Origin of the sequence: Streptomyces sp. NRRL F-6492, from assembly GCF_001280125.1 — a bacterium.
In the GTDB taxonomy this organism is placed as follows: Bacteria; Actinomycetota; Actinomycetes; order Streptomycetales; family Streptomycetaceae; genus Streptomyces.
Genome location: NZ_LGEG01000270.1, coordinates 1 through 12,384 on the forward strand (window position 1 = coordinate 1; position 12,384 = coordinate 12,384).

Below are 12,384 nucleotides of genomic sequence, written 5' to 3' on the forward strand. Positions count from 1 at the left end.
GACCGGTACGGAGCGGCTCCGTGACCTGGAGGGGTCCGCGCGCGGAACGGGAAGCATCCGTGCGAGGCGACGCGGGGTACGTCCGTGCGAGGCGACGCGGGGTACGTCCGTGCGAGGCGACGCGGGGTACGTCCGTGCGAAGCGACGCGGGGCACGTCCGTGCGAGGCGACGCAGGGTACGTCCGTGCGAGGCGACGCAGGGTACGTCCGTGCGGGGCCACGCGGGGCTCACCCGTGCGAGGCGACGCAGCGGGCGTCCGCCTCTCCCCCCGCGCAGAAGATTCCGTGCGGCCGGCCCGCCACCGTCACCCGGATCGCGCTGTACGGCTCCCGTCGCAGTTCGACGGCCGCGTTCCGGCGGTAGCCCTCCTCGTCCGGCCTGTTCGTCGTCTCCAGGCGGCCGCGGAGGCCTCCCCCGGCGTCGGGCGTGAGCTTCCCCGTCGCCTTTCCGCCCCACTCCGGCCCGTCGTCGCAGGGCGCCGGCTCCGTGGCGCAGTCCCTGTACAGACGCCACCGGTAGGTGAACCGCCCCCCGGCGTCGATCGCCATGCTGCCGTGGCCCCAGCTCCAGGTCCCCACGAAGGGCGCGAGCCCCGACGGCCGGCCGAGTGCGGGCCGGGCGCCGTAGCGGCCGATCCAGAGGCGCGTCGGCGAGGGTTCCTCGCTGTTGTCGGGCGCGGCTCCCACACCCAGCGCGATGACCGTTCCGTCGAGTTCCGCGGCGCCGTACAGGTCGTAGACCTCGTGGAAGAGGTTCTTCCCGGTCGGCGCCTTGGTCCAGCGCCGACCGTCCGCCGACGTCCACAGGGCGCCGACGGGCTGCCCGTGGAGGGCGTCGAGGGCCCGGCCCGAGGCGATGTAGCCGCCGGCGACGGCGCTCACCCCGTTGACGGACTGGAGCTTCCGCGGGGTGACCCCGTGGTCGGGGAGGCGGCCCACGTCCATCGGCTCGCCGGCGGTCCACGTCTCCTCGCCGCCGCGGCTCCAGAAGGTGGACACGTACGCACCCGGTTCCTCGTCCCCGCTCTCGGGGTGGCTGATCAGGACGCTGCCGCGGGGGCCCGTCGCCCCGGCGCCGTTCAGCTCTCCCCGGAAGAGCTCGGGACGGCTCTTCCAGGTCGTGCCGTCGCCGGAGGTGAGGACGACGCGCTTCGACGTGAACGCCCTGTCGGCGCACTGCGCGGACACGACGAAGCCGTGCGCGTCGGCGAGGACCGACACCTGGGGTCCCAGACGCGGCGACGCCGGGCAGGCCACCGCGTACGGCTGGCCGAATCCCGCGCCCTTCCCGGCGGTCCACAGGCGCAGGGACTCTCCGCGGTAGGAGTCGTCGGAAGGTTCCCCCTCGCCGAACGGTCCGCCGTCGTGGGCGACCACGACGGTGCCCCGGGGGCCCTGCGCCAGGCCCAGCACCTCGTCGGACGGGCCGCCGCCGGCCAGGATCTCCGCGGGGCCCCACTTCCCCTTCCCGGTGGACCGCCACACCGCCGGTACGACCGTGCCGGCGTTCGGCGCGGTGCCGGCCAGGGTGGCGCCGTCGGCGGTCGCGGCGACGTGGTCCACGAACGCCGCTTCGGGGCCGGTCCCGTACCAGGTCCGGCCGTCCCGGGAACCGTAGAGCCCGCCCGTGCCCCGGTACGGGATGCCCAGGACGAGGAACTCCGTCGAGGTCGCGGTGACCTGGAGGGGCCGCAGGCCGCGGAAGACGTACGACGTGTCCTCCTGGGGCACCCGGACCCACTGGATGCTCGCGGGGTCCGGCTCGCGGTCCTTCCGGGAGTCCTCGGATCCCTGGCACGCCGGCACCAGGAGGAGGGCCGCCGTCACCGGGGCCAGGAGCCGTCCGCCGCGGCGGGGGCGGGACCGGCCCTGCGCGGCCGGTGCGGCGCGCATCAGCTCTTCCCCGGGCAGCGCGGTGACGACGCGGGCAGATGGCGGTAGCCCGCGTCCTCGTCGGGGACCGCGCACAGCGGGTCGGCGGCGGTGGTGGCGGTGTAGCGGAAGGGCTTGCCGTGGTCGTCCAGGACGACCTTCCCCTCGGACCCGCCGCTGCTCCAGTGGACGACGATGCGGAACTCCGTGTCGTACTTCATGGTCTTCGGGCTGATGACGAAATGTTCCGCGTCCCCCTCCTTGATGGCGTACGGCCATCCCGTGACCGCCTTCTTCGGGGCTTTCGGGCGGGGATCAGGGATGGGCACCAGGGGGGAGTCGTCGACGTCGAGGTCGACTTCGAAGGCGCGGACGGGGACGTCCGACGCGCAGACGGCGGCCAGATGCGCTCCCTCGACGGGCGGGCGCCGGGAAACGACCACCGTGCGTGCCCCGGTCAGGATGATCTCCTCCCGGGTGGTCCCCTGGAGGATGGCCACGATGACGCTTCCGTCGGCCTGGACGCCGCCGCGGGGAAACGCGCGCACCACGGGCAGTCCCCCGGCTCCGACGTCGAGGCCGGGAACGACGGCCGAGTCGCCGCATTCCCAGTTGTTCGTGGTGGATTCGGCCACGGCTTCGGTCTTCACCTTGCCGTCATCGTCCTGCCGGGCGGCGAGGACGCCGCCCACCGTCGCGAGGACGGCGAGAACGGGCAGGCCGACGAGGAACAACCACCTTTTGCGCGGTGGAGGGTTGACGACGCTCCCGATCTGGGTGACATCGCCGTAGACCCTTCCCCTGAGGTCGTTGCGGATGCCGGAGTCCTCCTCGGGCCGCAGGTCCATACGTCTGCCCTCTCCTCGCCGGTGACCGTTCCCCTCACGCGGACGCGTGGCTCAGGCGGTCACTCGTCCGTCCGCCCGCCGACGGGGGGCGGGGCGTCGCCGAAGGTGTCGCGGGACTGCGTCAGGTCGCCCCGCACCGTCGAGTTCTCCACCGAGTTGGAGACGCCGCCGGCGTGCGGGGCCCTCCCGTGGGAACCCCGTCCGGCCGTCGCGTCCCTTGCCTGGCGGACCGATCCCTCCACCGTCGCGTCGCGGACGACGTTGGTGACGTCCCCGTGGTGTCCGGCGGGCGGACCGGAAGGGGTCCGGCGGGTCTGCACCGTTCCGTAGGCGGCGAGCGCCAGGCCGGCGATTCCCACGAACACTCCGATGACACTGGCCAGGCGGTCGGCGGACTCCAGACCGGAACGGACGAAGAACACTCCCAGGGCGATCAGGCCGAGGCCGCCCAGAACCGCCCCGGCCCATGCCCGTACACGCCGCGATGTCACAGCGCCCTCCCCGTTCGACGAGCTCCGGCGCCCATTCTGGCCCGGCCGCGGCTCCGGTGTTCCGCGAATTCTCCAATTTGCTCCACCGCTCACCGCGTTCGTCCGGTCACCGGGCCCCGCCGGTGCGAGCGGGGCGCGACCGCACTCCGTTCCGACCGGCGGGACGGCGTGTCCACCTTCCGAGACACCGTTGACCCGGTGCGGGGCGGCCGCTACGTTCGCGCCATGTTGCGTACAGCCCTGCTCACCACGCGCGGTCACATCGACCTGCTGCGGGTGGCCTCCGCCGCGTGTCGTCGCGGCCGCTGACGCCCTTTCACCGCTCTTCGCCTGCTCCGACCGACGCTCTGACCGCCGTGTGCGCGCGCCCGTTCCGCGCCCACGGGCGCTGACGCGTACCTTCACCGCCCCCTCCCCCCGGAGTCCGTCATGACGGTCGACCATGCCCCACCCCCCTCGGCCCCTTCCGCGCCCGACATATCGGTTCTGCCCGATCCGGACGTCGAGTCCCTCACGCCCGCCCGGGGGTCCGGGCGCGGCTTCTCCGTCCCCCGCTGGCTGCGCCGGACCGTCGGACCGCTGCTGCTGCTCCTCGTCTGGCAACTGTCGAGCTCGGCCGGGGTGCTGCCGGCGGACGTGCTGGCCTCGCCGGGGACCATCGCCCGGGCGGCGGGCGAGCTGATCGGGGACGGCACGCTGCCCCACGCGATGGGCGTCTCGCTGCGGCGCGTCGCCGTGGGGCTGCTGCTCGGCGGGGCGGTGGGGATCGCGCTCGCCCTGGTGTCCGGGCTGTCGCGCCTCGGGGAGGACCTGGTCGACGCACCCGTGCAGATGCTGCGGACGGTGCCCTGGGTCGGGCTCATCCCGCTGTTCATCATCTGGCTGGGCATCGGAGAGGCGCCGAAGATCGCGCTCATCGCCCTGGGCGTCGCCTTCCACCTCTATCTGAACGTGTACGCCGGGATCCGGGGCGTCGACGCCCAGCTCGTCGAGGCCGGCGAGTCCCTGGGGCTCGGCCGGTGGGGCCTGGTCCGGCACGTCGTCCTGCCGGGCGCGCTGCCCGGCGCCATGACCGGTCTGCGGTACTCCCTCGCCACCGCCTGGCTCGCGCTCGTCTTCGGCGAGTCGATCAACGCCGACGCCGGGATCGGCTTCCTCATGAACCAGGCCAGGGAGTTCTTCCGCACGGACGTGATCGTCGTCTGCCTGGTCGTCTACGCCTTCCTCGGCCTGCTCGCCGACGCCCTCGTCCGCACTCTCGAAAGGCTGCTGCTGCAATGGCGACCGACCTTCACCGGGCAGTGACCGTCCGGGGTCTCACCCGCTCCTTCGACGGACGTCCCGTGGTCGACGGGCTCGATCTGTCCCTCCACGCCGGGCAGTTCACCGCGCTGCTCGGACACAGCGGCTGCGGCAAGTCCACGCTGCTGCGCGTCCTGGCCGGGCTCGACCGGGAGATATCCGGCACCGTCCTCGTCCCGCGCCGCCGCGCCGTCGCCTTCCAGGCGCCGCGCCTCATGCCCTGGAAGAAGGTCTGGCGCAACGTGCTGCTCGGCCTTCCGGGCAAGCCGGGCCGGGAGGTCGCCGAGAAGGCCCTGTCCGAGGTCGGCCTCGGCGAGCGCTCGGGCGCCTGGCCGAAGACCCTCTCCGGCGGCGAGGCCCAACGCGCTTCCCTCGCCAGGGCGTTGGTACGGGACCCGGACCTGCTGCTGCTCGACGAGCCGTTCGGCGCGCTCGACGCGCTCACCCGGATCAAGGCGCAGCGCCTGGTGGCCGAGCTGTGGCAGCGGCGCGGCTGCACGGTCCTGCTCGTCACGCACGACGTGGACGAGGCGCTGCTGCTCGCGGACCGCGCGCTCGTGATGCGGGACGGCGTCATCGCGTACGACACCGCCGTCGACCTGGACCGGCCCCGCTCCCCCGGCGATCCCGCGCTGGCCGCGCTCCGCACCCGTCTGCTCGCCGAACTCGGCGTCGGGGAGCGGGAGTCCGTCGAGAAGACGGCCTGATCCCCGTTCCCGCACACGCCCCGACCCCCGTACGCACCCCCATACGCACCCCCGAGGAGAGAAACCCGTGAAGTCCTTCCGCCCGTCCGTCGCCGCCCTGCTCGTGCCGCTGGCCCTCCTCGCCTCCGCCTGCTCCGGCGCCTCCGCGGCCGGCGAGGCCTCGAACACCGACGGCAAGGGCTCCCTCGTCCTGAACGTCGGCGACCAGAAGGGCGGCGCCGAGGCCCTGCTGCGCGCCGCCGGCGAACTCGACGACCTGCCGTACCGCATCACCTGGTCGACGTTCACCTCCGGCCCACCCCTCCTGGAGGCGGTGAACGCGAAAGCCGTCGACATCGGCTCCGTCGGCAACACCCCGCCCGTCTTCGCCGCCGGTGCCGGCTCGAAGATCACCGTGGTCGCCGCGAGCCACGGCGACCCGGCGGGCGAGGCGATCCTCGTCCCGAAGGACTCGCCGCTGCGCACCGCGCGGGACCTGAGGGGCAAGAAGGTCGCCGTCGCCCAGGGCAGCTCCGCCCACTTCCAGCTCGTCGCCTCCCTCGCGAAGGCCGGCCTGAAGCCGTCCGACGTCCAGGTCACCCTGCTCCAGCCGGCCGACGCCCTGGCCGCGTTCACCACCGGCAAGGTGGACGCGTGGGCCGTCTGGGACCCGTACACCTCCCAGGTCCTGCTCGGCGGGAAGGGCCGGGTCCTGACCGACGGGCGCGGGCTCGTCAACGGCCTCAACTTCCAGGTCGCCTCCCCCTCCGCGCTCGCAGACAAGGAGAAGGCCAAGGCCATCGGCGACCTCGTCGAGCGGCTGCGCCGCGCCCAGGACTGGGTGTACGAGCACCCGGAGGAGTGGGCGAAGGCCTGGGCGAAGGAGACCGGCCTGCCGTACGAGGTGGCCCTGGCCTCCGTGAAGCGCAGCAACGGCACGCGCGTCCCGGTCGCCCTCGACGGGGCGGCCATCGCCTCCGAGCAGAAGATCGCCGACACCTTCGCCGAACTCAAGCTGATCCCGCGGAAGTTCCGCTTCGCGGACTACGTGGACACCTGTTTCAACAAGGACCTGCCGCCGTCGACCACCGCGGCGCGCAGCTACGGAAAGGCCTCCTGATGAGCGTCCATCTGCACTGGTTCCTGCCGACCGGCGGCGACGGCCGGACCCTCGTCGACCGGCACGCCTACACGGACGGCGGGATCACCCGGGACCGGACCGTGTCCGGGGTGCGCGCGCCCGACATCGACTACCTCGTCCAGATCGCCAAGGCGGCCGAGCAGCTGGGCTTCGAGGCGGTGCTGACCCCGACCGGCACGTGGTGCGAGGACGCCTGGCTGACCACGGTCGCGCTCGCCCAGCACACCGAGCGGCTGAAGTTCCTGGTGGCGTTCCGGCCGGGGGTGATCTCGCCGGTGCTCGCGGCCCAGATGGCGTCCACGTACCAGCGGATCACCCGGGGGCGGCTGCTCCTCAACGTGGTGACCGGCGGCGACTCGGCCGAGCAGCGCCGCTTCGGCGACCACCTCGACCACGACCGGCGGTACGCGCGCACGGCCGAGTTCCTCTCGGTGGTGCGGGGGGTGTGGGGCGGGCGGCCGTACGACTTCGAGGGCGAGCACTTCCGCATCGAGGGCGGGCTCACGGCGCTTCCGCCGGACCCGCTGCCCGAGATCTTCTTCGGCGGCTCGTCCGAGGCGGCCGGGCCGGTGGCGGCGGAGCACGCGGACGTGTACCTGACGTGGGGCGAGCCGCCGTGGCAGGTCAAGGAGAAGATCGACTGGATCCGGCGGCTCGCGCAGGAGCGCGGCCGGACGGTCCGGTTCGGCATCCGGCTGCACACCATCTCCCGGGACTCGGCCCGCGAGGCCTGGGCGACCGCCGACCGGCTGCTCTCCGACCTCGACGCCGAGACGGTCGCCTCCGCCCAGGAGCTCCTGGGCCGCAGCGAGTCGGTCGGCCAGCAGCGGATGCTGGCGCTGCACCAGGGCGGTGCGCTCGACCGCGACCGCCTGGAGATCTCGCCGAACCTGTGGGCGGGCGTGGGGCTGGTGCGGGGCGGGGCCGGGACCGCGCTCGTCGGCAGCCACGCCGACGTCGCGGACCGGATCGAGGAGTACCACGACCTGGGGGTGGAGCACTTCGTGCTGTCGGGCTACCCGCACCTGGAGGAGGCGTACTGGTTCGGCGAGGGCGTGACGCCGGAGCTGGCGGCGCGCGGGCTGCTCCACACGGCCCCGGCCTCCCCGCTCCTCGGCGTCCCGGCGGCGAACGGGCGCCCGGCCTCGGCCCCGGGCGGCGCCCCGCTCCTCGTGCCGGGCGGGCGGTAGGAGCCACGGGCGGGGGTGCGGGAAGATCCGCGCCCCCGCCCCGGTTGGTAGAAGCGTGAACGATTTCGTGAGGAAAGAGGCGGAGGGGGCCACGGCCGGAGGGGCGGCGGCGGGGGAGGCGCGCGCGGTCGACGTCGTCGTCGTGGGCGCCGGGCAGGCGGGCCTCTCCGCCGCCTTCCACCTGCGGCGCACCGGCCTGGAGCCGGACCGGGACTTCGTCGTCCTCGACCACGCCCCGCGCCCGGGCGGCGCCTGGCAGTTCCGGTGGCCCTCCCTCACGTACGGCAAGGTCCACGGCATGCACGCGCTGCCCGGGATGGAGCTGACCGGCGCGGACGCCGCACGCCCCTCCTCCGAGGTGATCGGCGCGTATTTCGACGCGTACGAGCGGACCTTCGGTTTGCGGGTCCACCGGCCCGTGGACGTCACCGCCGTCCGCGAGGGCGAGGGCGGCCGGCTGCGGGTCGAGACCTCCGAGGGCGTCTACGCGGCCCGGGCCCTGATCAACGCCACCGGTACCTGGGACCGCCCCTTCTGGCCGCGCTACCCGGGCCAGGAGACCTTCCGGGGCCGGCAGCTGCACACCGCCGGATACCCGGGCCCCGAGGAGTTCGCCGGCAAGCGGGTGCTCGTGGTGGGCGGCGGGGCCTCCGGCACCCAGCACCTGATGGAGATCGCCGAGGTCGCCGCCGACACGTTCTGGACGACCCGGCACGAGCCCGTCTTCCGCGAGGGCCCGTTCGGCGAGGCGGAGGGGCGGGCGGCCGTCGCGCTCGTCGAGGAGCGGGTGCGGCGGGGGCTGCCCCCGCAGAGCGTCGTCTCGGTCACCGGCCTCCCCCTCAACGACGCGATCCGGGCGGCACGCGCGCGCGGGATCCTGGACCGGCTGCCGATGTTCGACCGGATCACCCCGACCGGGGTGGCCTGGGACGACGGCCGGAGCGTCGACGTGGACGTGATCCTGTGGGCGACCGGCTTCCGGGCGGCGATCGACCACCTGGCCCCGCTGCGGCTGCGCGAGCCGGGCGGCGGCATCCGGGTGGAGGGCACGCGCGCGGTGCGGGACGGGCGCGTCCACCTCGTGGGCTACGGCCCCTCGGCCTCGACGATCGGCGCCAACCGGGCCGGGCGCGCGGCGGTCTCCGGCGTCCGGCGGCTCCTGCGCCGCGAGCGGGACCACGACGGCGAACGGAACGGCGAACGCGACCGGGCCGCCGTTCCCACCGGCTGAACCCGTTCCCACCGGCTGATCCGTTTCCGCCGGCTCGGAGCTCTCCCTCCGGCTCGGAGGCTTCCCTCCGGCTCAGGGCTTCCCCGACCTCCGGTTGGCGTTGAACTCGGCCACGTTCACCTGGTGGGAGGCGTAGTCGGCGGTGAAGCGGGTGTCGCCCGGGGCGACCGTGACGAAGTAGAGCCAGTCCCCGTCCGCCGGACGGACCACCGCGTCCAGGGCCTGGTCCCCCGGGTTGCCGATGGGGGTCGGCGGCAGGCCCTTGCGCGCGTAGGTGTTGTACGGGCTCGTGGAGCGGGTGTCCTCGCGGGTGGTGTCCACGGTGCTGCGGTCGAGGGCGTAGTTGAGGGTCGAGTCCATCTGGAGGGCCATGCCCCGGGCGAGCCGGTTGTGGACGACCCGGGCGACCTTGGCCATGTCGTCCGGGTTGTCGGCCTCGGCCTGGACGATGCTGGCCGCGATCACCGCCTCGTACACGCTCATGCCGTGGGCCTTGGCGCCCTCGGCGACCTTCGCGGTGCCGAACCGTTTTCCGGCCGTGTCCACCATGAAGCGGAGCAGGTCCTCCGGCGTGGTGGTCGAGAGGACCGGATAGGTGGCGGGGAAGAGGTAGCCCTCGGGGTTGCCGCGGGCCTCGGCGGGCAGCGGGAGGGCGGCGGGCGCGGTCGCGGCCTTCCTGGCGGCTCCCCCGGCCAGTCCGAGCGCCCGGTCGACGGACGCGTAGACCTGGGCGGAGCGACGGCCCTCCGGGACGAGCAGGGAGCGGGGCTGCTCGGCGGCCGGCGGCTCGTCGCGGGCGAGCAGCAGGGCGACGACGACCGCGGCGGCCGCGGCGAGTGCGGCCCCGAGGAGGAGCACCAGCCATCCGCGGCGGGTGAGACGGGGGCGGGGGCGGTGTGGGGGTGCGTACGGTGTCGGCCGGTACGTCATGGGCGCACGCTAACCCGGCCCGTACGGGAATCCGGGGACCCCGCGCACACGGCGCCGCCGCCGGCCCCGAGGCGGGGGACGCGGTCTTCGCCCGTACGGCGTGGTCCTCCGGTCCCGTACGGGCGCCGGACACCGCTTCCCGGGGCGGTCACACGTTCTGGGAGACGGCCGCCCCCGCGTCCGCCCGCTCGGCTTCCGGGGTCGTGCGGGCGTCCCGGCGGACCAGGGCGGCGTACCGCCCGTCCCGGGCGAGCAGCTCCTCGTGCGTCCCGCGCTCCGCGATCCGCCCCTCCTCCAGGACGACGATCTGGTCGGCGTCGCGGACGGTGGAGAGCCGGTGGGCGATGGTGATCGTGGTGCGGCCGGCCGACAGGGCGTCGATGGCCCGCTGCACGGCGTGCTCGGTCCGGGTGTCCAGGGCGCTGGTCGCCTCGTCGAGGATCAGCACGGGCGGGTCGCGCAGGATGGTGCGCGCGATGGCGAGGCGCTGCTTCTCGCCGCCCGAGAAGCGGTATCCGCGCTCGCCGACCAGGGTGTCGTAGCCGTCGGGGAGCGAGGCGATGTGGTCGTGGATCTGGGCGGCGCGGGCGGCGGCCTCGATCTCCTCGTCGGTGGCGTCCGGCTTGGCGAAGCGGAGGTTGTCGGCGACGGAGGCGTGGAAGAGGTACGTCTCCTGCGAGACGACGCCGACCGCGCGGGCGAGGGTGTCGAAGTCCAGGTCGCGCACGTCGACCCCGTCCAGGGTGACGCGTCCGTCGGTGACGTCGTACAGCCGGGGCACCAGGTAGCTGAGGGTGGACTTGCCGGAGCCGGTCGGGCCGACGACGGCCAGGCTGCCGCCCGCGGGGACGGTCAGGTCGACGTCGTCCAGGGTCGCCCGGCCGGGGGCCCCGGGGTCGTAGCGGAACTCGACCTTCTCGAAGGCGACCTCGCCGCGGATCCCCGGCAGCCGGACCGGCTCGGCGGGCTCGGTGATGTCGACGGGCAGGTCGAGGTACTCGAAGATGCGCTGGAAGAGCGCGAGGGAGGTCTGCATCTGCACGCCGGTGGAGAGCAGGCTGACGGCGGGCCGGAAGAGGCCCTGCTGGAGCGAGACGAAGGCGACGAGCGTGCCGAGGGAGATCGCGGTGCCGCCGGATCCGACGGCCAGTCCGGCGGCCCAGTAGATCAGGGCGGGCATGGCGGCCATGACGATGCCGATGACGGACATCCGCCAGCGCCCGGCCATGGAGGAGCGGACCTCCAGGTCGACCAGGCGCTCGGACTCCTCGGCGAAGGACCTGGTCAGCGAGTCGGAGCGGCCCATGGTGCGGCCGAGCAGGATGCCGCTGACCGAGAGGGACTCGGTGACGGTGGCGGCCATGGCGGCCATCTGCTTCTGGCGCTGGGTGGTGATCCGCTTGCGCTCGCGGCCGACGCGGCGGCTGATCCAGACGAAGACCGGCAGCAGGAGCAGCGAGACGAGGGTGAGCCGCCAGTCGAGGGCGAGCATCGCGACGACGGTCGCGACGACGGCGGTGAGGTTGGAGACGAGGGAGGTGGCCGTGGAGGTCACGGTCGCCTGCATGCCGCCGATGTCGTTGGCGATGCGGGACTGGACCTCGCCGGTGCGCGTGCGCGTGAAGAAGGCGAGCGGCATCCGCTGGAGCTGCTCGTAGACCGCCGTGCGCAGGTCGTGCATGACGCGCTGGCCGACGGTGGTCGAGATGAGGGTCTGGAGGACGCCGAAGACGCTGGTCAGGACGGCGGTGACGATCATGCCGAGGGCGAGCAGGCTGAGCAGCCCGGTGCGGCCCTGGGGGATCGCGACGTCCAGGATCTCCCTGAGCAGGAACGGCGTGGCGACCGAGACGAGCGAGGCGGCGCCGACCAGGAGGCCGACGAGCGCCAGGCGCGCGCGGTAGGGCCGGAAGAGCCGCAGGATGCGCCGCACCTGGGCGGGCTCCTTCGGTTCCCCGGGGTCACGGGACGGGGGCGTCCATTCGGACGGGTCGTGGGGGCGCATGGGCTCCTTCGGGGGGGTGCGGTGTCGATCAGAGCATAGGTCACTGTTACCTATACTCACAATGAACGTCGTCCTGATATTGTTCCCGTCATGAGCACTACCGACCGTACGAGTGATCCGGACGCTCCCGACCGCACGGACGGGACGGGAACCCCGGACCGTACGGGCAGCACGGACCGCGCGGGCGATCCGGACGCCTCCGGCCGCACGGGCGGGCCGCGCGCCTCCGACGCCGACGGGCTCCTCGCCGAGCAGCTGCTCCGGCTCACCCGCCGGCTGCACCGCATCCAGAAGCGCCATCTGGAGCCGGTCGGCATCACCCCCGCGCAGTCCCGGCTCCTGCGCACGGTCGCCGCCTTCGGGGAGCCGCCCCGGATGGCCGACCTCGCGGCCCGTCTGGAGGTCGTCCCCAGGGCGGTGACCAGCCTCGTCGACGGCCTGGAGGCGGCCGGCCGGGTGCGCAGGGCGCCCGACCCGGACAACCGCCGGGTGATCCGGATCGAGCTCACCGACGCGGGCCGCGCCACGCTGCGGGAGCTGCGCAGCGCGCGCCGGGCGGCCGCGGAGGACATCCTTGCTCCATTGACCGCCGAACAGCGCGAGGTGCTCGGAGGCCTGCTGACCGCCCTGGTCGACCCCGGCCCGGAGGGCGGCTGCTGACCCCTCGGGGACGGGATCGCGCCGAAGG

Annotated in this window: 11 protein-coding genes; 6 read left to right on the forward strand and 5 right to left on the reverse strand. The window is 74.0% G+C overall.

The window, feature by feature from the left end; genetic code table 11:
- Positions 1-228: 228 nt before the first annotated feature.
- From ADL08_RS38890 to ADL08_RS32195, 3 genes are read right to left on the reverse strand one after another with little or no spacing between them, the layout of a single operon-like run.
- Positions 229-1,893, reverse strand: coding sequence for a hypothetical protein (locus ADL08_RS38890; RefSeq protein ID WP_053649302.1), 1,665 nt, complete (start codon positions 1,891-1,893; stop codon positions 229-231).
- Positions 1,893-2,720 carry a hypothetical protein gene (locus tag ADL08_RS32190; RefSeq protein WP_053649305.1) on the reverse strand — a complete coding sequence of 276 codons (828 nt, stop codon included), beginning with the start codon at positions 2,718-2,720 and terminating at the stop codon, positions 1,893-1,895. Before ADL08_RS32190 ends, ADL08_RS38890 begins: the two co-directional genes overlap by 1 nt.
- Before the next feature lie 59 nt (positions 2,721-2,779).
- Positions 2,780-3,211, reverse strand: a complete 432-nt coding sequence (locus ADL08_RS32195) for a hypothetical protein (protein ID WP_159043150.1) — start codon at positions 3,209-3,211, stop codon at positions 2,780-2,782.
- Between the two features lie 429 nt (positions 3,212-3,640).
- On the opposite strand from ADL08_RS32195, the gene ADL08_RS32200 reads away from it, so the two are divergent.
- From ADL08_RS32200 to ADL08_RS32220, 5 genes are all read left to right on the forward strand, one after another.
- Positions 3,641-4,516, forward strand: coding sequence for an ABC transporter permease (locus ADL08_RS32200; protein ID WP_199837138.1), 876 nt, complete (start codon positions 3,641-3,643; stop codon positions 4,514-4,516).
- Positions 4,489-5,220: an ABC transporter ATP-binding protein gene (locus tag ADL08_RS32205; RefSeq protein WP_053649309.1), complete on the forward strand. Its 732-nt coding sequence runs from the start codon at positions 4,489-4,491 to the stop codon at positions 5,218-5,220. The genes ADL08_RS32200 and ADL08_RS32205 overlap by 28 nt, the downstream gene beginning before the upstream one ends.
- 67 nt (positions 5,221-5,287) lie before the next feature.
- Positions 5,288-6,319, forward strand: coding sequence for an ABC transporter substrate-binding protein (locus ADL08_RS32210; protein ID WP_053649311.1), 1,032 nt, complete (start codon positions 5,288-5,290; stop codon positions 6,317-6,319).
- The gene (locus tag ADL08_RS32215; RefSeq protein ID WP_053649313.1) at positions 6,319-7,530 is read left to right on the forward strand and encodes an LLM class flavin-dependent oxidoreductase; all 1,212 of its coding nucleotides are present in this window, start codon (positions 6,319-6,321) and stop codon (positions 7,528-7,530) included. Before ADL08_RS32210 ends, ADL08_RS32215 begins: the two co-directional genes overlap by 1 nt.
- A gap of 142 nt (positions 7,531-7,672) precedes the next feature.
- Positions 7,673-8,761 carry an NAD(P)-binding domain-containing protein gene (locus tag ADL08_RS32220; protein ID WP_199837139.1) on the forward strand — a complete coding sequence of 363 codons (1,089 nt, stop codon included), beginning with the start codon at positions 7,673-7,675 and terminating at the stop codon, positions 8,759-8,761.
- Positions 8,762-8,833: 72 nt separating this feature from the next.
- Here the strand turns inward: ADL08_RS32220 and mltG are convergent, their stop codons facing one another.
- On the reverse strand, positions 8,834-9,691 hold the full coding sequence (mltG, locus tag ADL08_RS32225) for an endolytic transglycosylase MltG (protein WP_053649315.1): 858 nt from the start codon (positions 9,689-9,691) through the stop codon (positions 8,834-8,836).
- Positions 9,692-9,839: 148 nt separating this feature from the next.
- The gene (locus ADL08_RS32230; protein WP_053649317.1) at positions 9,840-11,696 is read right to left on the reverse strand and encodes an ABC transporter ATP-binding protein; all 1,857 of its coding nucleotides are present in this window, start codon (positions 11,694-11,696) and stop codon (positions 9,840-9,842) included.
- Positions 11,697-11,786: 90 nt separating this feature from the next.
- On the opposite strand from ADL08_RS32230, the gene ADL08_RS32235 reads away from it, so the two are divergent.
- The gene (locus ADL08_RS32235) at positions 11,787-12,356 is read left to right on the forward strand and encodes a MarR family winged helix-turn-helix transcriptional regulator (protein ID WP_053649319.1); all 570 of its coding nucleotides are present in this window, start codon (positions 11,787-11,789) and stop codon (positions 12,354-12,356) included.
- The last annotated feature ends 28 nt before the right edge of the window (positions 12,357-12,384 follow it).

Excerpts from the sequence above, each read along its gene's own strand:
- ADL08_RS32215 (WP_053649313.1), top strand. The coding sequence starts at position 6,319 with ATGAGCGTCCATCTGCACTGGTTCCTGCCGACCGGCGGCGACGGCCGG.
- ADL08_RS32190 (WP_053649305.1), bottom strand. The coding sequence starts at position 2,720 with ATGGACCTGCGGCCCGAGGAGGACTCCGGCATCCGCAACGACCTCAGG.
- mltG (WP_053649315.1), bottom strand. The coding sequence starts at position 9,691 with ATGACGTACCGGCCGACACCGTACGCACCCCCACACCGCCCCCGCCCC.
- ADL08_RS32200 (WP_199837138.1), top strand. The coding sequence starts at position 3,641 with ATGACGGTCGACCATGCCCCACCCCCCTCGGCCCCTTCCGCGCCCGAC.
- ADL08_RS32235 (WP_053649319.1), top strand. The coding sequence starts at position 11,787 with ATGAGCACTACCGACCGTACGAGTGATCCGGACGCTCCCGACCGCACG.
- ADL08_RS38890 (WP_053649302.1), bottom strand. The coding sequence starts at position 1,893 with ATGCGCGCCGCACCGGCCGCGCAGGGCCGGTCCCGCCCCCGCCGCGGC.
- ADL08_RS32230 (WP_053649317.1), bottom strand. The coding sequence starts at position 11,696 with ATGCGCCCCCACGACCCGTCCGAATGGACGCCCCCGTCCCGTGACCCC.
- ADL08_RS32205 (WP_053649309.1), top strand. The coding sequence starts at position 4,489 with ATGGCGACCGACCTTCACCGGGCAGTGACCGTCCGGGGTCTCACCCGC.